24 protein-coding genes are annotated in these 23,313 nt (G+C 67.0%); 6 read left to right on the forward strand and 18 right to left on the reverse strand.

The features are described 5' to 3' along the window. Positions 1-28: 28 nt before the first annotated feature. The 8 genes from ACE37B_RS02135 to sodN all read right to left on the reverse strand — a co-directional run bounded on the left by ACE37B_RS02135 (position 29) and on the right by sodN (position 8,208). A complete protein-coding gene (locus ACE37B_RS02135) occupies positions 29-259 on the reverse strand; it encodes a hypothetical protein (protein WP_409921633.1) in 231 nt (76 codons plus the stop codon). A 32-nt stretch (positions 260-291) separates the two neighbouring features. Next, positions 292-612, reverse strand: a complete 321-nt coding sequence (locus ACE37B_RS02140; RefSeq protein WP_409921634.1) for a phage holin family protein — start codon at positions 610-612, stop codon at positions 292-294. 223 nt (positions 613-835) lie between these two features. Then, entirely contained in the window at positions 836-1,459 is a 624-nt protein-coding gene (locus tag ACE37B_RS02145; protein ID WP_409921635.1) for an LON peptidase substrate-binding domain-containing protein, read from the reverse strand. A 54-nt stretch (positions 1,460-1,513) separates the two neighbouring features. Beyond that, positions 1,514-3,220: a D-alanyl-D-alanine carboxypeptidase/D-alanyl-D-alanine-endopeptidase gene (locus ACE37B_RS02150; RefSeq protein WP_409921636.1), complete on the reverse strand. Its 1,707-nt coding sequence runs from the start codon at positions 3,218-3,220 to the stop codon at positions 1,514-1,516. Then, entirely contained in the window at positions 3,217-4,746 is a 1,530-nt protein-coding gene (gene dacB / locus ACE37B_RS02155) for a D-alanyl-D-alanine carboxypeptidase/D-alanyl-D-alanine-endopeptidase (protein ID WP_409921637.1), read from the reverse strand. The genes ACE37B_RS02150 and dacB overlap by 4 nt, the downstream gene beginning before the upstream one ends. Before the next feature lie 16 nt (positions 4,747-4,762). Next, positions 4,763-6,916, reverse strand: coding sequence for an acetate--CoA ligase family protein (locus ACE37B_RS02160; RefSeq protein WP_409921638.1), 2,154 nt, complete (start codon positions 6,914-6,916; stop codon positions 4,763-4,765). 98 nt (positions 6,917-7,014) lie between these two features. Continuing rightward, positions 7,015-7,641 carry a TetR/AcrR family transcriptional regulator gene (locus ACE37B_RS02165; protein WP_409921639.1) on the reverse strand — a complete coding sequence of 209 codons (627 nt, stop codon included), beginning with the start codon at positions 7,639-7,641 and terminating at the stop codon, positions 7,015-7,017. A gap of 144 nt (positions 7,642-7,785) precedes the next feature. Then, positions 7,786-8,208, reverse strand: a complete 423-nt coding sequence (gene sodN / locus ACE37B_RS02170; RefSeq protein ID WP_409921640.1) for a superoxide dismutase, Ni — start codon at positions 8,206-8,208, stop codon at positions 7,786-7,788. Positions 8,209-8,356: 148 nt separating this feature from the next. Here sodN and ACE37B_RS02175 point away from each other — a divergent pair, with 148 nt between their 5' ends. After that, the gene (locus tag ACE37B_RS02175) at positions 8,357-8,656 is read left to right on the forward strand and encodes a S26 family signal peptidase (RefSeq protein ID WP_409921641.1); all 300 of its coding nucleotides are present in this window, start codon (positions 8,357-8,359) and stop codon (positions 8,654-8,656) included. 19 nt (positions 8,657-8,675) lie between these two features. On the opposite strand, the gene ACE37B_RS02180 is transcribed toward ACE37B_RS02175, so the two are convergent. Next, entirely contained in the window at positions 8,676-9,911 is a 1,236-nt protein-coding gene (locus tag ACE37B_RS02180) for an MFS transporter (protein ID WP_409921642.1), read from the reverse strand. Between the two features lie 121 nt (positions 9,912-10,032). Between ACE37B_RS02180 and ACE37B_RS02185 the strand changes: the two genes are divergently transcribed. The 3 genes from ACE37B_RS02185 to tal all read left to right on the forward strand — a co-directional run bounded on the left by ACE37B_RS02185 (position 10,033) and on the right by tal (position 13,604). After that, positions 10,033-10,431: a hypothetical protein gene (locus tag ACE37B_RS02185; protein ID WP_409921643.1), complete on the forward strand. Its 399-nt coding sequence runs from the start codon at positions 10,033-10,035 to the stop codon at positions 10,429-10,431. Between the two features lie 42 nt (positions 10,432-10,473). Beyond that, positions 10,474-12,426: a transketolase gene (gene tkt / locus ACE37B_RS02190; RefSeq protein WP_409921644.1), complete on the forward strand. Its 1,953-nt coding sequence runs from the start codon at positions 10,474-10,476 to the stop codon at positions 12,424-12,426. A gap of 68 nt (positions 12,427-12,494) precedes the next feature. Then, the gene (gene tal, locus ACE37B_RS02195; protein ID WP_409921645.1) at positions 12,495-13,604 is read left to right on the forward strand and encodes a transaldolase; all 1,110 of its coding nucleotides are present in this window, start codon (positions 12,495-12,497) and stop codon (positions 13,602-13,604) included. 74 nt (positions 13,605-13,678) lie between these two features. On the opposite strand, the gene ACE37B_RS02200 is transcribed toward tal, so the two are convergent. Beyond that, positions 13,679-15,337, reverse strand: coding sequence for a molybdopterin-dependent oxidoreductase (locus ACE37B_RS02200; protein WP_409921646.1), 1,659 nt, complete (start codon positions 15,335-15,337; stop codon positions 13,679-13,681). A 79-nt stretch (positions 15,338-15,416) separates the two neighbouring features. On the opposite strand from ACE37B_RS02200, the gene ACE37B_RS02205 reads away from it, so the two are divergent. Beyond that, complete coding sequence (locus ACE37B_RS02205) at positions 15,417-16,361, forward strand: TIGR00730 family Rossman fold protein (protein WP_409921647.1); 945 nt, start codon at positions 15,417-15,419, stop codon at positions 16,359-16,361. A gap of 39 nt (positions 16,362-16,400) precedes the next feature. On the opposite strand, the gene ACE37B_RS02210 is transcribed toward ACE37B_RS02205, so the two are convergent. Beyond that, positions 16,401-16,592: a hypothetical protein gene (locus tag ACE37B_RS02210; RefSeq protein WP_409921648.1), complete on the reverse strand. Its 192-nt coding sequence runs from the start codon at positions 16,590-16,592 to the stop codon at positions 16,401-16,403. Beyond that, positions 16,589-17,833, reverse strand: coding sequence for a (Fe-S)-binding protein (locus ACE37B_RS02215; protein ID WP_409921649.1), 1,245 nt, complete (start codon positions 17,831-17,833; stop codon positions 16,589-16,591). Before ACE37B_RS02215 ends, ACE37B_RS02210 begins: the two co-directional genes overlap by 4 nt. A gap of 192 nt (positions 17,834-18,025) precedes the next feature. Between ACE37B_RS02215 and ACE37B_RS02220 the strand changes: the two genes are divergently transcribed. Continuing rightward, a complete protein-coding gene (locus ACE37B_RS02220) occupies positions 18,026-18,832 on the forward strand; it encodes an Fpg/Nei family DNA glycosylase (RefSeq protein WP_409921650.1) in 807 nt (268 codons plus the stop codon). A gap of 53 nt (positions 18,833-18,885) precedes the next feature. Here ACE37B_RS02220 and ACE37B_RS02225 read toward each other — a convergent pair whose 3' ends face one another. The 6 genes from ACE37B_RS02225 to ACE37B_RS02250 all read right to left on the reverse strand — a co-directional run bounded on the left by ACE37B_RS02225 (position 18,886) and on the right by ACE37B_RS02250 (position 23,309). Beyond that, the gene (locus ACE37B_RS02225; protein WP_409921651.1) at positions 18,886-19,251 is read right to left on the reverse strand and encodes an SET domain-containing protein; all 366 of its coding nucleotides are present in this window, start codon (positions 19,249-19,251) and stop codon (positions 18,886-18,888) included. 79 nt (positions 19,252-19,330) lie between these two features. Then, a complete protein-coding gene (locus ACE37B_RS02230) occupies positions 19,331-20,224 on the reverse strand; it encodes a phosphotransferase (RefSeq protein ID WP_409921652.1) in 894 nt (297 codons plus the stop codon). Beyond that, on the reverse strand, positions 20,217-21,101 hold the full coding sequence (locus tag ACE37B_RS02235; RefSeq protein ID WP_409921653.1) for an FAD-binding protein: 885 nt from the start codon (positions 21,099-21,101) through the stop codon (positions 20,217-20,219). The genes ACE37B_RS02230 and ACE37B_RS02235 overlap by 8 nt, the downstream gene beginning before the upstream one ends. Continuing rightward, on the reverse strand, positions 21,092-22,519 hold the full coding sequence (locus ACE37B_RS02240; protein ID WP_409921654.1) for an FAD-binding oxidoreductase: 1,428 nt from the start codon (positions 22,517-22,519) through the stop codon (positions 21,092-21,094). Before ACE37B_RS02240 ends, ACE37B_RS02235 begins: the two co-directional genes overlap by 10 nt. Continuing rightward, complete coding sequence (locus tag ACE37B_RS02245; protein ID WP_409921655.1) at positions 22,516-22,848, reverse strand: hypothetical protein; 333 nt, start codon at positions 22,846-22,848, stop codon at positions 22,516-22,518. The genes ACE37B_RS02240 and ACE37B_RS02245 overlap by 4 nt, the downstream gene beginning before the upstream one ends. After that, complete coding sequence (locus ACE37B_RS02250) at positions 22,845-23,309, reverse strand: hypothetical protein (RefSeq protein ID WP_409921656.1); 465 nt, start codon at positions 23,307-23,309, stop codon at positions 22,845-22,847. The genes ACE37B_RS02245 and ACE37B_RS02250 overlap by 4 nt, the downstream gene beginning before the upstream one ends. Positions 23,310-23,313: the final 4 nt, after the last annotated feature.

Genomic DNA, 23,313 nt, shown 5'->3' on the forward strand with positions numbered 1-23,313 from the left:
GGGGAGGTATCGGGTCGGGTCCGCGGGCTCAGACGCGTCGGATCTCGATGACGGCGCTCTTCTTCTTGCCCGAACGCTTGCCGAGGATGAACATGATGATCATCAGGAACGTCGCAGCGCCGCCGGCGACTGCGGCGATCGACATCTTCTTGTCGTCGACCTTGCCCTGCACGTCGCCCTGGAACGCCTGCAACTTGTTGCGCAGGTCGTCAGGGGTGATCTTGGCCGGGGTCTCCGGTGCTGCGTTCTTCTTGGCCATCGTGGTCTCCGTGATCTCGCTCGCGGCTCGGCTTACTTCGGTTCGTTGTTCAGAGTGGACTTCTTGATGCGCAGGACGGTGAACGCAAGCAACACCAGGGTGATCACCAAGACGATCAGGTAGGCGAGCCACGACAGCGACCCGGTGGCCGAGCGATCCCATTCGGTCTGGACGGCTCGTAGCGCTCCGAGCAGGAGGAGCATCAGTCCGAGCCCCAGCGCGAACGCGGCGGCGGTTCCGAACGCCAACCAACGACCCGCTCCCTTCAGTGGATCGAGGGTTTCCTGTTTGGCGTAGGTCTTGACGAACTCGATGACCTCACCAAGCGACGCTTCTTCTCGTTTGGCGCTCACGCTCCGCGGCGCTTCCTGACGATCTGACACGACTCCGTTCTATCAGAACCGAGCGCCATCACCATGCGGACACCGCGCCGGCTCCGTCTCGACGGCGCGACCCGACCCGCCGGTACGGCCCCATGCCAGCAGCCCCAAAGGTCATCGTGCCTGGCACCATGACCTTTCACCATGACCTTTCACCGTGGCCTTTCACCGTGGCCTTTCTGTCACCGGTGGCGGGTCAGCTGAGGCGGAACTTGAGCATTGCTTCGACGTCGTCGAGCACAGCATCGAGCAATGCGAGTCGCTCCGTCGGCCCCGACGCGCTCAGCAGGCGATATCGATCAGCTGGACCGAGCGGCGCCAACGCTGCGAGGTGGTAGGTGGCCAGCAGCGGGTCGTCGGAGATCTCCGTCTCCGACGGGTCCCCTTCGAGATCCCCCAGCTCGACCGCCATCGCAAGCGCCGCCTGCACTCGCGCGTGGGATGCTGCGACTTCGAGCGCCAGGTTCGGGGGATCCGAGTCGATGTCGGGCCAGTCGTCGACGTCGGCCAGCGGGTACGGGTCGTCCGGGAGCCAGGCGTTGACACGGATCCGCCGCGTGCCCACCGCGACGAGCGCATACCGACCGTCGTCCAGCGCCTCGCACTGCAGCATCTGCGCCACCGTGCCGATCTCGGCGCGTTCGTCGCCTCCACCGGCTTCTCGGCCGTGGGTGATCAAGGCTTGCCCGAACTCTGGCGTGCCGTCGTCTTGGAGGATGTCGATCACCATCTGGCGGTAGCGCGGCTCGAACACGTGGAGGGGAAGGACGCCGCCGGGGAGCAGCACCGTTCCGAGCGGGAACATCGGCATCACGGCCATGGACCCGACCGTATGCGACGAGTCCGTCCGCGTCGACTCGGCCGCTCGATCTCGTCAGCTCGGGCCGAGAGCATCCGCATCGGGACCCGATGGATACGTCTCGAAACGTTCTCCGAGCGCCGTCCACAGCGGCCGATATTTCGTCTCGAGGCTCACGTCGGCATCGTTGGCGATGACCACGAACTCGATCGTGGCGTCGTCGGGCGTCGACACGTAGCCGGCCAGCGACTTGACGGCTGGCGGATCCTCGTCGAAGGGCTCGTTGCCAAGGGTGCCGGTCTTGGCGGAGAGCCGTCCCGCCATCGACGAGTCGAGGAACTCGTCGGTCAACGTTCCGGTGCGGGCCGCGACGGGCAGCGCCGCTGCGAGGGGCCCGCCGGCGAGTCGTTGCAGGAGGCCGAGCACGAGGGTACAGGTGACCCGATTGTCGACGCTGAGTCCGGAACCGTCGATCACGGTGACGCCGTCGGTCATCAGACCTTGACGCTGCAGCGATTCGAGCACCGCACGCGTCCCAGCGAGCCGGCTCCCCGACTCGAACTCGGCGACGCCCAGTTCCTTCACGAGGAGTTCGGCGGTGTTGTTGTCACTGGTGAGCAGCATCTCGGAAACGATGTCGATCAGCGGCGCGGACTCGACGGTCCCGACGATCGGCACCAAGGTGGACGCGACCCCACTCCCCCAGCCGTTGTCGACGCGCACACCACGATCGCCGAGCAGCCGCACGAACTCGCGGGCAGCGGCCTCGTTGGGATCGTCCTCCCGACCGGATCGTCCCCGCACTCGTGCGTCGTTGACGACCAGGGCGTCATAGGGGCCGGCATCGACACCCGCCACGCCGTCGGCCCAGCCGTCGACGACGAATTCGTCGTCATAGCGGGTTCCGTCGCCGATGACCGTGCCACGCACGCGAGACACACCGGCAGCTACAACGGCATCGGCCAGTCGGTCGAGCGAGGTCGCTGCCACCACCGGAAACCTGTCGTCCTCGATCGGATAGTCGTCGCTGGTGAGCATCGGGTCGCCTCCCCCGATGAGATAGATGTCGCCGTCGACGACGCCGTCGACCGGCGCCGGCACGGCGATCGAGGTCGCGAACCGGTAGTCGGCGCCGAGGATCTCGATCGCTGCAGCGCCGACCAGGAGCTTCTGCACGCTTGCTGGGATCACCGCCCCGTCGGCGTTCACGCTGGCGACGTCGATGCCGTCGACCGACACCGCACCGCATGAACCAGCACCGAGGAAGCGGAACACGGGCTCGACAGCTTCGCCGAGTTGACGGGCCGCAGCAAGGTCGGCGACGGCGGTCGGAGCTCGTCGATAGTCGAGCAATGGGGTCGCAAACGTGCCGTCCGCGTCGTTGGCCTCCGCCGCTGCCCCGTCCGCTGCCCCGTCGTCTGTGTCGTCATCTGGCGTCGACGGCTCGTCGCGGACGCCGTCACCGTCGACGTCGAGACCACCTCGCAGGTCGGGATCGAAGACGTCGCCGAACTCGTCGTCGACCGAGGCCAACACTTCACGGTTCGCCTCGTAGGCGTCGGCTTCGGAGTCGGCCCACTGCTGCAGCGCGAACAACGCGAAGGTCGGGACGACGGCGATGATCAACAACGCGATCAGCGGCGAACGCGGATACCGAATGGGCTCGGCGACCAGATCGATCGTCCCGATGGCCCGAGGACGTTCCGCGGGCCCCGAGGCATCACGCCCGTCGTCGGGATCCCCCTCCCGATTCTCGTGATGACCCGGATGACGGTCGCTCACGTTCGTGGCCCGAGGTCTGCTGGGGTCGCCCCCGACGGATAGGTACCGAGCAGATCGGCGAGCTCGTTCCACACCGGCCGGTATTCGCTCTGGTCGGAGATCGTCGGCCCGTTGAGGATCAGCACGTACTCGACAGCGCCTCCACCGTCGACCGGCAGATAGCCGGCCAACGCCTTGACGGCGGGCGGATCCTCGTTGAACGGGGGGTTGTTGAGCGTTCCGGTCTTGCCGACGAGGCGGCCGGCAACGGGATGATCGACGAACACATCTGCCAGTGTGCCGGTCTCCCCTGCGACCGGGAGGCCAGCACCGATCGCCGAGTCGACGTCGAAACGTTGGAGGACACCGAGCAGGACGTTACAGGTCAGGCGGTGATCGAGGCTGAGGCCAGAGCCGTCTGCGAGCACCACGCCGGTGGTGTCGACCCCCCATCCGATGAGCGTGGCGAGCATCGCGTCGAGGCCGGCCTGGCGGGTCCCGGCGCCTGGCCCTGTGCCGCCAGCAGCGAGGCCGATCTCCTTCACCATCAGCTCTGCGGTGTTGTTGTCGCTGTTGGCCAGCATCTCTTCGATGACGGCGACCAGCGGCGCCGACCGAACCTCGGCGAGATCGACGGCCGCAGCACCGAGCGATGCACGCGTGCCGACGCCCGGCTCGCCAGCAACCGAGATGCCACGCTCTCGGAGCAACCGTGTGAATTCGCGAGCGGCTCCCGAGTTCGGATCGTTGGCTCGCTGTTCCTCACCCTGCACGCGAGCGTCGTTGAGCAGCAGCGCGTCGTACGGGCCAGCTTCGAGCCCGGCGACACCCGTTCCCCACCCGGGAGCAAAATACTCGTCGTCGTAGCGACTCCCGTCGCCGAGCACCGACCCCGTCACCGCCGTGACGCCTGCCGCACTGAGCTGATCGACGAGCACCTCGACGGAGGTCTCGTTGAACACGGGTCGCCGCTCGAGATTCGATGTCGGATACCACGCCGACGACAGCAGCGGGTCACCGCCGCCGACCAACACGAGGTCGCCGGAGATCACACCGTCGACCGGTGCCGAGGCGGCCGCCACCGTCGTCGCGTACGTGAAGTCGGGACCGAGCACGTCGAGGGCAACCGCGGCGACGATGATCTTCACGTTGCTCGCCGGGATCACGACGAGGTCGCCGTTCTGGGCACCGACCGGCACGCCGTCGACGGAGATCGACACGCAACTGCGGTCGTTGATCGACGCCAGGAACGGCACGACCTCCTCTTGGAAGAGCCCGAGATTGACGTCCCGCGAGATGGTCGTCGGGAGGCGACGAAACGACAACACGCCGTTGGACAGCGGAGGAGGCGGCGCGACCAGCGTGCCTGTCGACGGCGGCGCCGCCTCGTTGTCGCCGACTTTGGCGTCCGACCACGAAAACAACGCGAACAAGCCCAGCGCCGGAATCAGCGCGATGATGCACACGACCAGCAGCGGACCCGGACCGGTCGGCGGTCGTCGACGAGGCGCCGGACGCGGCGATCGTGTCCGCCCGACGTCACTCACCAGCACTCACCAGCACTCACCAACCACGAGCCTGCCGATACTGCACGTGGCGAACGAGATGACCCAGCGCTGCGACTGCGCGTTCCCCACTCGGATAGCACAGCCGGCCGGTCGCCCGAACGGTCGCCGGGCCTGCATTGGTCGGATCGGTCGCTGCCAACTCGGTGGCGGTGAGGATCGGCTTGCCGGTCTCGACGCTGAGGTCGTGCGCGGCTTGCGCGAAGCGAGCGTCCTGGCGCTCGTGGTACTCGACGATGCGCTCGAGGCCGTGATCGGGATAGAACCGGCCGTGGCGCATCATCTGCGCCTGGTTCGACTGGATGCCGAGCCCGAGGTACACGATGGCGTGGACATCCGGGTGGCGAGCAACAAGGCCGAGCACGTCCGGAATCGTGTCACGCGTCTCGCCGCCGGCGCAGTCGACCGGGTTGTTCCGGCTCCATCGCGGTGGAAGCTGTTCGTCGATCGCTGCCAGGAGGTCCTCGGGCAGGTCGATCAATCGGAGATCGCGGTCGCGCGTGATCGCGTCGGCGGTGACCACGCCCCAGCCACCGACGGTCGTCACGACGACGGTGTTCGGCCCGGCCGGAAGCGGCTGGGTCGCAAACGTCGCTGCGGCTTCGAACGCTTCCTCGATGCTCGCCGCCCGGGTGATACCAGCCGAGCGACAGGCGCCGTCGAACACTTTGTCGTCGGCGGCGAGAGCTCCGGTGTGGCTTGCGGCTGCCTGCGCACCGCCTTCGGTGGCGCCGCCCTTGACGAGGACGAGTGGCTTGCGCCGAGCGGCCGCGCCAAGTCGATCCATGAGCCCGCGACCGTCGGTGATGCCCTCGACGTAAGCCAGTCCGACCGCCGTCGCCGGGTCGTCGGCGTAGAAGTCGAGGTAATCGGCGACCCCGACTGCGGCGGCGTTACCCGCCGACACGGCCCGGCTGATGCCCACACCACTCGCCTTGGAATGGTTGAGGAAGCTCGAGACGAAGTTGCCGCTCTGGCTCGCCACGCCGATCCGTCCAGCAGGCGGGTACGGCGCGACGATCTGCACACACATGTCGACGGGCGTGCTCACGACTCCCTGCCCGTTCGGCCCAGCAAGCAGAATGCCGAGGTCGTCGGCGAGCGCGACGAGCTCGGCCTGCGCGCGAATGCCGTCCTCTCCCGCCTCGCCGTAGCCAGCGGAAGTGAGGAACGCAGCGCGAACTCCCTTCGCTGCACACGCTCGTAGCAGGTCGGGATTGGCCGATGCCGGCGTACAGACGAACACCAGGTCGATTTCGTCGTCGGGCAGCGCGTCGATGTCGGCCACGGTGTCGATCCCCAAGACGTTCTCGCCCTTGAGATTCGTGCCGAAGACCGCTCCGGCGTAGCCGTTGGCGAGCAGGTTGTGCATCGACACGAAACCGAACTTGCCAGGATGCGTCGAGGCCCCGGTGATCAACACCCCGCGCGGTTCGAACAGCGCCCGGAACGCGTCGTCGCTCGGCCTCGGGCGGAGCTGTGCTCGAGTGGTGTCGGGCTCGCCCAGTTCGACGAGGCCGTCGACGGCGACGAGTCGGCCGGACGGCTCGACGATCAGCGGGTTGATGTCGACGCTCGCCACATCGGGCCGGGCATCGACCAGCGCACCGAGACCGATCAGCAGGTCGACGAGTTGTGTCCGATCGACCGATTCCTCGCCGCGGAACGCTCCGAGCAATTTCTGCGTTGCGAGATCGTCGATCATGTCGCCTGCCGTCGCTGCGTCGAGCGGCGCAGGACGGAACACCACATCGGCGACGGCCTCGGCGAGAACGCCGCCGACGCCCAGCATGACCATCGCCCCGAACTGCTCGTCGCGCACCACACCCGCGATCAACTCGCGGTTCCCGCTCACCATGGGTGCCACCAACACGTCGACCGGTCCGTCGTCGGGGGTGGCAGCCGCCAACAAGTCCGCCGCCGCAGCCTCGACGGCGCTCCGGTCGCCGAGGCGCAACTTGACCAGCCCCCGCTCGGTCTTGTGCGCGATGGCGTCGCCGTTCAGCTTGGCGACGACCGGGTAGCCGATGTCGTCGGCGGCAGCTCCTGCCTCGGCGGCCGACGAGACGAATCGTTCGGGAGCGATCGGTACGCCGTACTCGGCCAGAAGGGCCTTGGAATCGCGTTCGGACAGCGTGCGGGAGGTAGTCATCGACCGACACCGTAGTTTCGCCGGGCCGCGCGACTCCGGTCAATGAGCGCAACGAACCACGAGTCGCTGCCGTCAGCCCCGCGCCCGATGTCGAGGGATCAGTTGCGGGGCGTCAGCGCCGACCGGAAGAACTCGATGACGTGATCGCGCCGACGCGCCAACGCCGCAGCGGTCATCGGGTCTTCGTCGAGGAGGCCCTCGAGGAATGGCGCATCGGAGAAGTAGCTGAGCAGCGCGCCGTAGCCCGTGAGCAGCAGCTGCGCGGCGTCTTGGGTGCGATAGATACCCGCATCCATTTCGCGCTCGAAGTAGCGGACCGCTTCGTCGAACATCGGGCGCAGGACACCCGCGAGATCGAACGCCAGGTGGCTCCCACCGTCGATTGCCTCACGACGCATCAGCCGCACGTACGCCGGGTTGTCCGCGAAGAACCCGAACCCGGCGTCGAGGACTTGTTCGACCTTGGCCAACCCCTTCGCCGGCGATGCGATCGAGTCGGCCAACCGCGAGAACCAGTCCGACAGCAACTGCTCGAAGACTTCCTCGTACAGGGCTTCTTTCGAGGAGAAGTGGTGGAGGAGGCTCGGTCGACGAATGCCGACTTCGGCGGCGATGTCGTTGAGTGATGTCGCGCTGTAGCCAGCGTGGGCGAAACAGTTCCGAGCCGCTTCGAGAATGTGTTCCCGCGTGGTCCGCTCTGCTCCGAGGGTGGTCTCCGCGGTCATCGCCGTGAACGCTACTCGCGGAACCGCGGGACCGGGACGCCGCTCACCGCAGCCCGGAACGGCCGAGGCCGGTACCGCCTCACGTCTCACGTGGTGCGGTACCGGCCTCGGATCGAATCGTCAGGTCGACGCGATTGCGCCTGTTCAGCTCGGCGGGTACACGCCCATGCCCTGGGCCTTCTCGGTCTTCCAGAAGACCTCGGCGATCTCGTCGATGTAGGCGACGAGCTGCTCGCCGACCGCAGGGTCCATCGACTTCTTGGCCTCACCGGCCTGGTGGATCGCCTTCCAGAACAGCTCATGGAGCTGCGGGAACTCTTCGAAGTGCGGCGGTGCGAAGAAGTCGGCCCACAGCACCATCAGGTGGTGCTTGGTCTCCTCGGCGCGCTCCTCCTTGATGGAGATGCAGCGGGCCCGGAAGACCTCGTCGTCGGACTCGGCGTACTTCTTGGCGGTCTTGACCACCGAGAGCGCTTCGATCTTGGCTTGAGCCGGGTCGTAGACGCCGCAGTAGAGGTCGCAGTGAGCATGGGCAACGGTGGCGGAAGCGAAGAGCTTGGCGAACATGGTTCTCCTTGAGGTTGGGATCGAGGCCGAGTTCGGCGTACCCGAGCCCGGTCGAGGGCAAACCTACACCGTCCTCTCCCCCATCCGCCCAGACGTCTGACGCGTGTCACGAGCCGGATCACGAGCATGCGCAAGGAATACTGACAGCGTGGCTCGCTTTCGTCGCTTCGTCGTCTCGGACCGATCGATGGAGCCGACGTTGGTCGAAGGTCAAGGTCTGGTGGCGTGGCGAGATCGGTCAGCCCGCCCCGGCCAACTCCGCTGCCTCGAGCACCCCGAACGGCCCGGCTTCTGGCTCGTGAAGCGCGTCGAGTCGGTCGACGGCGCTTCGATGACCGTGCGCTCCGACAACCAACAGGTTGCGAGCGTCGACTCCCGTCGCTTCGGGCCGGTCGTGGTCGACGGTTCGTATCGCGTCGTCCTGCGCATTCCCCGCCGCTGGATGTGATCCGCAGCGCCGTCGGCGATCACGACGGTTGCGCTGGTTCGAGATCCTCGAACTTGTCGATCTTGCGAATCGACGGGAACACCACCGCGAAGCTGGCGGCGATCATCATCGTGATCACGCCACCGCCGGCGATGGCCCACGGCAGCCCGAGCGCTCGGGCGGCGACACCGCTCTCGAACGCGCCGAGTTCGTTCGAGGCGCCGATGAACACGCCTTCGACCGCATTGACCCGACCGAGCTGGTCGTCGGGCGTGACGAGCGGAACGATCGCGCCGCGGATGTTCATCGACACCATGTCGGCCGCAGCGACGACCACGAGCGCCACGAAGGCCACGGCGAACGAACGGGTCAGGCCGAACACGACGTGTCCGGCGCCGAAGACGGCGATCATCCACAACAGGGTCGGTCCGATTCGTCGACGCATCGGGTGGAAGGCAAGCCAGATCGCCATGCCCGCCGCACCGATGCCCGGCGCCGCTCGCAGCCATCCATAGGCGATGTCGCCCACCCCGAGCCGTTCGCTGGCAACCGCCGGAATCAGCGCGATGGCGCCGCCGAACAACACGGCGAACAGGTCGAGCGAGATCACCCCGAGGACGACCGGTGTGCGGCGCACGAACCGCAGCCCCTCGACGGCGCTGGTCCACGTCGGGCGTTCGGTGAGTCGAGTCGGCTCGCGATGGAAGCGAAGCCCGATCATCGGCACCGCTGCGGCCAACTGGCAGGCGGCAGCGACGCCGTACGCCCACGCTGGGCCGACGCTGTAGAGGAATCCGCCCAGGATCGGGCCGACGATCGAGGCGGTGACGAACGTGCCGGTGAACAGCACCACCACCTTCGGGAAGTCGATCGTCTGGGTGAGATACGGCCCCATCGAACGACGCGCAGGAGCGAGCAACGCATCGGCGGTCCCGAGAGCGGCGGCAAGCGCGAACAGCTGCCAGACCGCGGTCGACCCGGCGGCACTGAACGCGATCAGGCCGACCGCACACACGCCTCGAGCGACGAGGAAGGTTCCGGTGACGATGCGCCGGTCGAAACGATCGGCGACCCAACCACTCACCAACACGAGCAGCAGCGCTGGGAGGAACTGTGCGAGACCGATGAACCCGATGTCGAGTTCGTCACCGGTGATGTCGAAGACCTGCTTGAAAAGCACGGTCACCATCAGGTTCTGGCCGACGGCGGCGAACGCGACCGACACCACGTAGCTGCGCACCGCCGGAACACGCAGTACCTCCATCGACCCCGACACGCGGTGAGGCTACGGGCAACGTCGCACGGCACCGCGATCGATCGGGGAGTCGGCGGGCGGCTCGTCTGGTGGCTGGTCGGACGCGTGGTCGGGTGGGTGGTCGTCTCGGTAGGTTCGGGGCATGCAGATCGTTGCCGCCCTGTTCGTCGAGAACTTCGAGATGCGCGAAGCGCCGGGCCCGTCGACACGGATCGACATGACCGGGGTGATGTTCTCGCAGGCCGCGCCCTCTCCCGCGCCGCTCACGCTGACCCCCCATCTCGTCGGACTGATCTTCTGTCCGACAGGCGAGTCCGGGAGCGGTGTGTTCGAGGTCGTGTTCCGGCGCGGCATCGAAGACGACGCCGAACAGATCGCCCGCAACGTCAGCCCGTTCCAGGTCGAACCGGGCAAGTTCACGTACCGCCTGGTGCGAGGCGAACTCGAGTTCCCCGACTACGGCCAGGTGTTCGCCCACTGCCGGGTCGATCACGGCCCGTGGCACATCGTGCCGTTCACGCTGCTGCCACCGGCTGCATGACGCCCTGCGGCGCGTGGCGACTCGTCCACTACTGTCGGTCGCGTGTCGCTCACCGCTGAACAAGACTCGCTCGCCGTCTCGCTGATCCGCGGGATGTCGATGGATGCACCGCTGGCTGCCAACAGCGGCCACCAGGGAACCGGAATGGCCCTCGCTCCGTTGGCGCACGTGCTCTACAGCCGTGTGTTGCGCCATGATCCGGCCGATCCGACGTGGCCCGATCGCGATCGCTTCGTGCTCTCCAACGGGCACGCGTCGATCCTGCAGTACTCGACGCTGTTCCTCTCCGGCTACGGACTCGAACTCGATGATCTGCGGGCGTTTCGCCAGTGGGAGTCGGCCACCCCGGGCCATCCCGAGGCGGGCCACACCGCCGGCGTCGAGGTGACGACCGGGCCACTCGGGCAGGGCTTCGCCAACGCCGTCGGCATGGCGGTCGCCGAAGCCAATCAGCGCGCTCGCTTCGGCGCCGACGTCGTCGACCACTACACGTACGTCGTGGCCGGTGACGGTTGCCTGATGGAGGGCATCAGCCACGAAGCCGCTGACCTCGCCGGCCACCTCGGTCTCGGACACCTGATCTGCGTGTTCGACGACAACCTGATCACGATCGACGGGCGTACCGACATCACGACCAGCTCCGACATGGCAGCCCGATTCCGCGCCTACGGTTGGGACGTCGTCGAACTCGGCGACGTCGCCGACGACCTCGACGTTCTCGAAGCGGCACTGCTCGCCGCCAAGTCGACCGATCAGCCGTCGCTGTTGATCCTGCGCACTCACATCGGTCGCCCGTCGCCTGACCACGAAGACACGCACGGGGCGCACGGCAACCCGTTCTCCGCAGACGACGTCAGCCGCACGAAGGAGGTCATGGGGATTCCCGACGAACCGTTCTGGGCGCCCGCTGATCTGGTCGCGGCGTACCGCTCGCACACGGCTGAGCGCGGCGCGGCGGCGCACGCCGACTGGACCGAGCGTTCCGGCGCGGTCACCTCGTCACCCGACTGGGTCGCCGCATGGGCGGGCACGGGTCTCGACGGCTGGGATGCCGATCTGCCGACCTACGACCTCGGCGACTCCGTTGCGACGCGCAAGGCGATCCAGGCCGCGATCGACGCGACGTACGCCAACCTGCCGGGTCTGATGAGCGGGTCGGCCGACCTCAAGGGCAGCAACGGTGTCGCGCTCTCGGCGTCGCACCCGTTCACCTCCGACGCGCCTGACGGTCGCTACCTGCACTACGGCGTCCGCGAGCACGCCATGGGCGCCGCCGCGGTCGGCATGGCGCTCCACGGTGGCGTGCTGCCGGTGACGGCGACGTTCTTCGTGTTCGCCGACTACATGCGACCGCCGATTCGACTGTCGTCGCTGAGCGGAGCGAAGGTCTGCTTCGTGTTCACACACGACTCCGTCGGCGTCGGCGAAGACGGTCCGACCCATCAGCCGGTCGAACAGTTGGCATCGCTGAGAGCCATTCCCGGTCTCCACGTCGTGCGCCCGGCCGACGCGAACGAGACGGTCCAGGCCTGGGCCGACATCATCCGGCACGAGGGCCCGTCGGCGCTGATCCTGAGCCGTCAGAACATTCCCGTCACCACCGACGGATCTGCCGTCGCGACGGGAGCCGGCGTGGTCGGCGACTCCCCCGGCGACCCTGCGGTGGTTCTTCTGGCGACCGGCAGCGAGGTCGCCGTGTGCGTCGACGCAGCAGCAGCACTGGCCGGCCGAGGAGTCGCCGCCCGTGTGGTGAGCATGCCGAGTTGGGATCGCTTCGTCGCTCAAGACGTTGCGACGAAGGCCACGATCCTCCCGCCCGGTGTGCCGGTACTGTCGGTCGAAGCAGGCACCACGTTCGGGTGGGCGACGTTCGCGGACGATTCGATCGGTATCGACCGGTTTGGCGCCAGCGCCCCGGGGGAACTCGTCCTCGACAAGCTCGGCATCAACGCCGCGAACGTCGTCGAACGGGCCGTCGCCCTCGTGGCCGGCTGACGCATCGGCGGCTCAGACATTCACGACCGAACCGACGACCACCACTCACCAACGACGGAGCATCTCCCATGAGCCAGCGACTCGACGACCTCTACAACGAGCAAGGCCAGAGCGCCTGGCTCGACAATCTCAAGCGCGACTACATCACCTCCGGCAAGCTCGTCGAGATCCGCGACAGCGGTGTGCGCGGCCTGACCTCGAACCCGTCGATCTTCCAGAAAGCGATCCAGGGTTCGGCAGACTACGACGAACAGTTCCGCGAGGTTTCGGCGGACAGTGAATCGATCATCGACACCTACTGGTCGTTGGTGATCCGCGACATCCACAGCGCGTGCGACGTGTTCTCGAAGGTCTACGACCACTCGAATGGCGTCGATGGCTATGTGAGCGTCGAAGTCGCCCCCGATCTGGCGCACGACGGACCGGGGACGGAGGCGGCGGCTCGCGATCTGCACGAACGCATCAACCGTCGCAACCTGATGGTGAAGATCCCCGGCACCGAGGAAGGCCTCGACGCGATCGAGCAGATGATCGCCGAGGGTCGCAACATCAACGTGACGCTGATCTTCAGCCTGCCGCGCTACGCGAAGGTCATCGAGGCGTACCTTCGGGGGCTCGAGCGACTGGCCGCCGATCCCGACGCCGATCTGTCACAGGTGGCGAGCGTGGCGAGTTTCTTCATCAGCCGGGTCGACGTCGAGGTCGACAAGCGGCTCGATGCCATCGGCTCCGACGACGCTCTCGCGTTGCGCGGCAAGGCAGCCGTCGCCCAGGGCCAGCTCGCGTACCGGCTGTTCAGCGAGCAGTTCGCCGGAGACCGATGGGAGCGACTGGCAGCTCGCGGGGCCCGCGTGCAGCGTCCACTGTGGGCGTCGACTGGTGCAAAGAACCCCGAGTACTCCGACGTGCTCTACGTCGACGAGTTGATCGGACCCGACACGGTCAACACCCTGCCCGACGCCACCCTCGACGCGTTTGTCGACCACGGAACGATCGCTCGAACCGTCGATGCCGACGTGTCGGGCGCGCAGTCGGTGTGGCAATCGCTCGCCGACGTCGGCATCGACATGGACGACGTCGCCGCCCAACTCGAACGCGAGGGCGTCGCCAGCTTCGCCACCGCCTTCGACGAACTCATCGCCGCCCTGGAGACCAAAGCCGCCGAACTCCACCCCTGACCCACCCGTATCGGTTTGTCTCAGATACAAACCGATACGCCGACGCTCACCCGCAACGTTGCGGTCGCGGGCGGTCAGACGTTGAGGGTGATGCGGTGGTAGCCCTGGGCGCCGTCGGGGGCGACGGGTGCGGGCTCTTCGGGTTGCGGGACGCCGTCGCCGTCGAGTGCACGGACCTGGATGGCGTGCCGACCGCTCGTCTCGCCGCTCGTGTCCCAGTGGTACACCCACTGGACCCAGGTATCGGCGGAGGGAACCGAGCCGAGCTCGGCATCGAGCCACTCCCCTTCGTCGATACGCACCTGGACGCCCGACACTCCCCGGTGCACGGCCCAGGCCACGCCGCCGATCGCGACCGTGCCCGACGCGTCCCGACCGCTGCGCGGTGTGTCGATGCGTGCCATCGTCTTCACCGGACCACGCTTCGCCCAACCTCGCGGGACCCAGTAGGCGTCGAAGTCGTCCCACCGCGTGAGTCGCATGTCGGTCACCCACTTCGTCGCCGAGACGTAGCCGAACAGTCCCGGCACCACCATGCGAACCGGGAACCCGTGTTGGGCCGGCAACGGACGGCCGTTCATGCCGATCGCGAGCATCGCGTCCCGGCCATCCATCACCGCTTCGATCGGCGTCCCGCAGGTCCAGCCATCGACCGAGCGGCTCACGAGTTGCTCGGCTCCGTCCTGCAGACCGGCCTCCTCGAGGATGTCCTTGAGCAGCACACCCCGCCACAACGCGTTGCCGACGAGATCGCCACCGACCGGGTTCGACACACACGACAACGTGATGTACCGCTCGACTTGCGGGCGCGCTTCGAGGTCGGCGTAGGTCAACTCGATCTCGTTGTCGACGAGCCCTGAGATGTTCAGCTTCCAGGTGTCCCGAGCGACCTGGGGCACCACCAGCGCGGTGTCGATGCGGTAGAAGTTGTCGTTCGGCACGACGAACGACTCGATCCCGTCGACGCCGAGCTCGACCCCGTCGGGCAGCACTGCTCGGGCCAACGTGCCAGGCATCACGTCCTCGCCAGCGGGGGCGAGCTCAGGAAGTGCGAAATCGGTGTCGACCTCGAAACGTTGCTGCAACAGCCGTCCGACGCCGCCCGTGACCGCCGCTGCCGAACCGATCGCCACCGCACCGGAGATGAACTGACGACGATCGGGTCCCATCATGACCGGCCGCGCCGCATCGTCGGCATCGTCGGGCGGGCCCGGACGTGGACTCAGCCACCACAGGATCGCCAGCGACACGATCGTTCCGACCACGGTCGGGAGGAACTTGCCGAACGTCGGCTCCGGCCGAAGCCACACCGCCCACGCTCCCATCGCCCCGACGGCCACGGTCAAGCCGTACGCGAGCCCGCGTTCGCCTCGAGCAGCGAGCACACCGACGATCGCGCCGATCACCAAGATGACGAACAACGCTCCCGCCACCAGCACCGCCTTGTCGCTCGTGCCGAACTGTTCGATGGCCCACTCCTTGAGCCACTTGGGCGTGATGTCGATGAATTCCTGACCGACCGGAACCACCGGCGAGGACGCCCCACGGATCAGACCGACGACGAATTCCGCTACGGCGAGGCCCGCCGCGGTGGCGAGCAGGCCGAGCGCGATGCCACGGCCCCGCGACACCGGCGCCGTCGACGTCCCGCGGCGAAACGGGCCGGAGCCGCCACCATCACCAGGCCTCGCGCTGTCACCGATCGTCTCGGCGTCGTAGAGTCCGCTCTGCATGGAACCAGATGTATCCGATTCCGTCGTCGAACGAGCGCGAAAAGTGGTGGGCGATCTCGGAGTTTCGCGGGATGTTCGTTTGGCGGAATCACTCGTTTCCGAAGCACTCGGGCTCATCACCGACCAGCCTGACACGCTCGACTTGAAGATCGCGACCGCGGCGCTCACCGAGATGCGCGCCGCCTACTCCGTCTTCGCCCCGTTCAAGGATCAGCGCAAGGTGTCGATCTTCGGATCCGCGCGCACTCGACCCGAGGATCCCCTGTACGCACAGGCCCGCGAGTTGGCCGAGGCGATGGCGCATCGCGGCTGGATGACCGTCACGGGCGCGGGCCCAGGGATCATGGAAGCGGGCATGGAGGGAGCGGGACGCGACATGTCGATCGGCGTGTCGATTCGCCTGCCGTTCGAGTCCGGCGCCAACTCGATCATCGCCGGCGACGACAAGCACGTCAGCATGAAGTACTTCTTCACGCGCAAACTGATGTTGATCAAGGAGTCGCAGGCATTCGTGTGCCTGCCCGGAGGGTTCGGCACCCTCGACGAGATGTTCGAGCTGCTCACGCTCACCCAGACCGGCAAGGGTCTGCCGGTGCCGATCATCCTCCTCGACGCGCTCGACGATCCGTACTGGGAACAGGTCGACGAACTCGTCCGCAACCAGCTGGTGGCCCGCGGGCTGGTCTCCCCTGTCGACACCGGGCTCTACACGATCACCGACTCCTGCCAGGTGGCATGCGCCGTCATCGATCGGTTCTATTCCAACTACCGCTCCATCCGCTTCATCGGCGACCGTCTCGTCGTTCGGATGGCGCAGGGACCCGACGACGCCCAACTGGCAGCGCTCAACGACCGGTTCGCTCACCTGTTGGCATCGGGATCGATCGATCGTGCCGAGCCGACCAAGCTCGAAGTCCGCGACGACGATCATCTCGACCTCGACCGAATCTCGTTCGACTTCACCAAACACGGCTACGGCGATCTGATCGCCATGATCGGCGAGATCAACACCTGGCTGGACTGAACCGTCGAGTCTGGCCAGCTCACGGACTCGACCGGGCACTCAGTCCAGCGACCTGAGCAAATGCGCTGCCTTGTCGATCGCGCGTCGAGCCTGCATCATCGTCTTGTCGCTCTTCGGCCGCTCGATCTCGCCTTCTGCGACCGCCTCGCGAAGCCGGTCGAACGCCAACTCGTCGAGTTCTTCAGCGATCTGCTGCAGCCGATCGGCCAACGTGTCGAACTCCGAGCTCATGGGCCGGGCCGCAACGCGTCGGCGACGATCTGTACGGGATGGCGCACGACGAGCGGGCGATCACCGGCCGCCATCTCGGTGAGCACACCCTCGAGATGCATGGAGCATCCGGGATTGGCGCTCGCCAAATCGAACGCGCCCGACTGGGCGGCCGCCCGCGTGATCGCTTCGATCTTTCGTTCGCGGATACGTCCGGCGAGGCCGGGTTGGAGTGCGGAGTACGCGCCCCCAGCTCCGCAGCACAGTCCGTCGTCGTCGAGTTCGACGACGTCGGCGACGTGTGCGAGCAACGTACGCGACGCCTGGTGGACACGCTGGACATGGCGGAGATGGCAGGGATCCTGAACGATCACGCTCCGACGATCGGCCTCGACCGGGACCGGCAGGCGATCGATCCGCTCGGCGAGCCACTCGTTGACGTCGACCACACGAGCTGCGAACGCTGCTGCCTCGGGCGTGCCGAGGAGGTGTCCGTAGTCCTTGAGCGCTGCGCCGCATCCTGCGGAATCGACGACGACCGCCGCGTCGCCGGGCATCGACGCCATGGTCCGTTCGGCCAGCGAGCGCGTCGCGTCGTGCAATCCGGCATGCGTGTGCAGCGCGCCGCAGCAGCCGTCGCGCTCGGGGACAGCGAAGGTCTCGCCGACCGACGTGATCAGTTGCGCTGCGGCGTGATGCACGTCGCGCTGCCAGGCATCCATCACGCATCCGACGTAGAGCCAGACGCCGGTACCCGTCGACTGCAGGCGCTTCGGCCGACGGATCGGGAGACGTGAGAGCCCCAGACGAGACGGAACGAGACCGAGACGCTGCGCCACGGCCAGCAGCGTCGAGCCGACCAGCAGCAACCGGTGGCGACCGAGCGCAGCGAACCCGAGACGCTGCCACCGCGGCGTGATGAGGCGACGATCCGCCAGCGCGACTCGTGTCTGTTCCATCAGCGCACCGAACTGCACGCTGCTCGGACACGCCGGTTCGCAGCCGCGGCACTGCACGCAGGTTTCCATGAAGTCGACGAACTGTGCATCGGCCGGGGAGCCGCTGACGACCGAACGCATCGCGTCGATGCGCCCACGAGGCGAGTACGACTCCTCCCCTGTTACCCGGAACGTCGGGCAGTGCGGCAAGCAGAGCCCGCACGAAACGCAGGCCGAGAGCGCGTCCGGATCGAGATGTAGATCGATCTGCGAATCACGACCGGATCGCCGTTGCGCATCCGATTGGACGTCGGAGTGAGGCACCTCACCGACTCTACGTGTCAATCGACGACGGACACCGCATCCAGCAAGCGAGCCAGCCAGCCATACCATGTCGACGTGATGCCTGGTTCTTCCGACCGTTGACCGCGCACGCAATCGTCCGGTCCGCCGCCGGCTGAGAACCTGCGCGTTCCGGTTGGCAGCGGCGAGGAGTCGACCGTACGGTCGGACCGCATGCCCGAGGGCCACACCATTCATCGGATCGCCCGCGACCACGCCAAACTACTGCTCGGCCAACCGATCTCGGTCTCGTCGCCGCAGGGCCGCTTCGGCGCCGACGCGGAACGGATCGACGGGGCGACGCTCGACGAACTGCGACCGTGGGGGAAACATCTCTTCTACGAGTGGTCGACCGGCGACGTCGGCCACGTGCACCTCGGACTGTTCGGCAAGTTCCGGGTGTACCGCGCCGCCGGATCGTCGGGTCCGCCCCCGCCACGAGGCGCCGTCCGGATGCGACTTCGCAGCGATACCGGCACGGTCGATCTCAACGGGCCAACCGCGTGCGAGTTGCTCACCCCACCCGAGCGTGATGCAATCCTGGATCGGCTCGGCCCGGATCCGATCCATCGTGGAGCAAAGCCCGACGCCATGTACGCCCGGATCGAGCGGAGCTCCCGTACGATCGGCGAGCTCCTCATGGATCAGTCGGTGGTCGCTGGTATCGGCAACGCGTTCCGGGCGGAGATCCTCTTCGTGACCGGTATCCATCCCTGGCGGCCGGGCCGGAATCTCGACGTCGCCGAACTCGAGGCGATCTGGACCACAGCGCAAGGAATGCTGCGCGCCGGGGTGTCGTCCGGGCGAATTCTGACCGTGTCACGCGAGGAGTCCGGGGTGCCACCCGGCCGACGGATACCTCGGGCAGAGGCCACCTACGTGTATCAGCGCGCCACGTGCCTGCGATGCGGTTCGGAGATCTCGCGAGCAGCGATGGCAAACCGCACCGTCCACTGGTGCTCGACCTGTCAGCCGACGTGACCCCCGGGTCGTGCGACGCGTATCGGTTTGTGTCAGACACAAACCGATACGCCTCAGTCGAGGACGTCGAACCACACGCCGTGTTGCTCGGTGCCCATGTAGTTGATGAAGATCTCGTCACCAGGTTCGATTCGACGAGTCGCCGTGATGACGAGATCGTCGGGGGTCTCCAGCGTCGTCGCGTTCGGAGAGTACGAATGGTTGTACAGCGAGCCGTAGCCGAGCGCCAGCGCCGTGCGCCCGTCGCCCCAGCGGAAGACGTAGCCCTCGGCACCCGACTCGAGGTCGTCGCCGCGGTCCTCGTCGGCGATCAGCATCGGACACGTCTCGATCGTCTCACCCTTCTTGAACATCCGTGTGGCGAAGACGCCTCGACCGGCGCCGCTCGGCGATTCTGCAATGCGAAGTCCGTCAGGCATGGCCACACAGTCAACCATCGACTACTCCCAGCTACCACGCCGCAACATCAGCCCCGACCACGCAGTGACTCTCGACGCGCTACTGCGCGTTCCACATCGGGGCGCTTCGATCGCCGCGCCAGAACCGCAAGCGAAGCTCTGCTTCCGGCCTCGCAGCGTCGTCGAGGCTCGCTGCGGCGACACGCATCAGTGTCGCTGCGACCAGCCGAAGCTCCGCGAACGCTTCGGCCCCTCGATCATCGCGAGCAGACCAGCCGTACCCGTCGGCGAATGCCTCGTACACGCCGGCCTCGCCGCCCCACCGGTCGGTCCACGTCATCAACGGGCCGTGATCCCAACCACGCGGGGCCAGACACAACAGATCCCAGTCGAGCAGCACGGGGCCATCGGGACTCATCACGACGTTGCCCGGATGCACGTCGCCGTGGCAGACGACGGTGTGATCGAAGTCGCGCCAACCGGCGTGACGCTCGAGCGCATCGACGATGCCTTCCCGAGCGCGTTCGTCGAGCAGGCCACCGGTACGGTCGAGCATCGCGTCGAAGTCCCACCACGGGAAGACCGTCGCTGGCGGCGTGGGCAGACCTCTGGGAAGCTGGTCGACCGACATCGCATGCACGCGCCGAACCAACGACCCGACCTCGGACCAGTCGATCGGTGCACCGGTCGACTCGATCGACTGCCACGACGTCACGGAGAAGCCGCCGATGCGAACGACCTCGGAGTGGGACGGAGCTGGGACGTGAATACCCGCCTCGGCGAGCACCGCGGCGAGTTCGAGCGAACGTTCGGCAGGAACCGACGGCGTCGACACCCGCACGACGTGCGACCCGCTGCGGAAGATGGCATTCATCCCGTGGCGGAGCAGCGTCGGCGCGCTGAGTCCCCACGTCGTGGCCGCTGCCTGCGCCGCCGCCGTCGCAGTGGCGAGATCGCTCACGCGCTGGTCGACGTAGGCGCGTTGCTCAACCATCACGATCCGGAGCAACACCCGGGTTCAGACGACCAGAAGGATCGAACTGCCGCTTGATGCGAACGTGGAGGTCGGCGACCGTCGGGCTGACCCATCGTTGCGCCGGCGGACCTGCTCGATGCACGATGCCGACACCCATCTCGGCAACGAACGAATCGGTGGCGTCGGCCAACTGGTCCACGATCATGTGCGGCGCCATCGACCATCTCGACCCCGACGGCAACGGCGGCGGGCCGTCCACCTCGCGAAGATCCCAGACCGTAGCGGTGCGTTCGACGTCGGCCGGATGCCCGTCGAGCCGAATCCAACTCGTTCCCCCGTCCCAGAGCAGCGACACCGGCCGGAAGATCCCGCCGAGCAATTCGACCGGATCCCGGCCGCTGGCGAACCACGCCGAAAACGTGGGCAACGGGCGTGTCCGCAACAACACATCGCCGAAGAATCCGAGGGTTCCCCGCGCCCCGACGAGGAGCCGACACAGGTCGAAGCCACTCACGTTTTTCACCGTCGATCCGCCAGCGGTCGTCAGCGTGCCGGTCGACGACACGTAGTGCGTGCGCAGCAGCACGTCGCGGATCGCGCCGTGGCCGAGACGGGTGATGTCGCTGTGGCCCATCGCCAACGCGCCTCCCACCGTGCCCGATGCCGGGATCGACACGGTCTGGCCGTGCTCGCTCAACGCTGCGGCCAGCTCGACCATCAGGGTGCCCGCGCCGCACTCGACGACCATCTCGGCGGGGTCGATTCGGATGATGCCAGAAGGGGCTCGAACGACTCGGGCCTCCGCCACGGCGCCGCCGCGAGAGCTCGATCCTTCGATCGTCACCGGATCGTCGACGCCGACCGATTCGGCGAACGCGTCGAGTGTCAGATCCATGCGCCTTCGGGCACCTGGTGAATGTCGCCGCACGTCGCCGGATTCGGGAGTACCTTGTTCGGATTGGCGAGCAGTCGCGGGTCGAACGCGAGACGGAGCGACTCCTGCGCGGCCAGGTCGATCTCGGAGAACATCAGCGGCATCAGGTCTCGCTTCTCGAGCCCGATGCCGTGCTCGCCCGACAGCACCCCACCGACCGCAACGGAGAACGTCACGATCTCGCGGCCGGCGGCATGCACCTTGTCGGCCATGCCCGGCTCTCGCGCGTCGTACACGAGGAGCGGGTGCAAGTTGCCGTCGCCGGCATGGAACACGTTGATCACCTCGATGCCGTAGCGATCGGTGATCTCGTACACCTTCTCGATGACCTCGGCGAGGCGAGCCCGGGGCACGACCGTGTCGTGCAGGTAGTAGTTCGGCTTGATCTGGGCGACCGCCCCGAAGGCACCCTTTCGCCCCTTCCAGAGCAGATCGCGTTCAGCGTCGTCGGCCGCCACGCGCACCTTCGCGACCTGTCGAACCTCGGCCAACCACCGGATCCGCTCGACCTCGGCTTCGACCTGGGCGATGGGTCCGACACACTCGATCAGCAACGCCGCCGCGGCGTGCGTGGGAAGCCCGGCATGGAGCCATTTCTCGACCGCGACGAGGCAGAGTCGGTCCATCATCTCGACCGCAGCGGGCACGATGCCGTCGGCGATGATGTCGCTCACGAGTTGCGCCCCCTCTCCCACCGAGTCGAACTCCATGAGCATCGTGGCGACGTGTGGCGGATTCTGCATCAGCCGAACACACACCTTGGTCGCAACGCCGAACATCCCTTCGCTTCCCACGAACACACCGCGCAGATCCAGACCGATCGCTTCGGGTTCTTCGCCGCCCAGCATCGCGATCGATCCGTCGGGGAGCACGACTTCGAGACCGAGGATGTGCGCGCTGGTCACTCCGTCGGCGAGGCAGTGCGGACCGCCGGAGTTGTTCGCGACGTTCCCGCCGATCGAACACGTCTGCTGGCTGCTCGGATCGGGAGCGAAGTGGACGCCGAGATGAGCGATCTGGCGGGACAGGTCGAGGTTGAGCACACCCGGCTCGACCCAGGCCTGCCGGTTCACTGCGTCGACCGACAGGATCCGATGCATCTTGGTCGTCGAGATGACGATCGCCCCATCGGGCGGCACCGCTCCCCCGGCGAGTCCGGTGCCCGAGCCCCTCGCCACGAACGGCACACCGAATTCGTTCGCCACGATCACGGCGGCTTGGACATCAGCGGTCGACTCGGCGAACACGACGACGCCAGCACGGCCCACCATGTTGGAGGCATCTCGTCGATACAGCCGCGTCTCGGTCGCGCCGGTTCGAACCAGGTCGGGGCGTATCCGCTTCCTCAGCGCTGCGGCGACCCGCTCGATCTCCGTCACTTCTGACGCATCACGATGACGCGCCCGGACTCCACCGGCACGCCATCGACGAACACCTGATCGTTGGGCGCCACGTGTTGATCGAGCGAGGTGATGCGCCCGTCACGCCGAGCCTTCAACTCGTCTTCGTGCTGGCGCATGGCCGAACGACCGTCGCGGACCGCGTCGACGACGTGCGCCGCGGTGTCTCGTACTCGCGTCGCTGCCGAGCGCGCCACGCCCGCTGGCGAGATCTGGGCCGCCTTTTGCTTGACCTTCTTCTTGGCGTAATTTGCCCCGGTGGCGCCGGCCGCGACGCCCCCGACGAACCATGTCACTCGCTTCATCATGCGCGCTTCTTTCTGCGTGAGCTCGGGAGTTCGCCGACGTCGGGTGCGATGTCGATCGCTGGCACGCTCGGGGGCCATTGCTGATCGGACTTCGGCGCTCCTCGCAGGCGTGCGATCGTCCGGGAGGTACCACGGGCGAAACCGGCCGCTTTGATCGACGGAGACGAGAATGCCGTCTTGGCGACCCGCTGGCCGACTGCGTCACCGATGGCCTCGGCCGAACCGAGCACCTTGTCGAATCGCTCGAGATCGTGACGTGCTTCGTCGACCGTGTCGCGCGCCCGCTCTGCCGACTCGCGTAGATCCTGGATCAGCGGGCGGGTCTCGGCTCGCAGATCGGCGACCTCGCCACGCACGTCGCGCAGCGTGTCGAGGACGCGAAGCAACACGACGATGAGTGCTGCGAAGCCGATCGTGAGCAGCAGGGCAGACAGGACGACGACGAGTTCACCGGCGGTCATGACC

The organism is Ilumatobacter sp. (genome assembly GCF_046290335.1).
Lineage (GTDB): Bacteria > Actinomycetota > Acidimicrobiia > Acidimicrobiales > Ilumatobacteraceae > Ilumatobacter_A.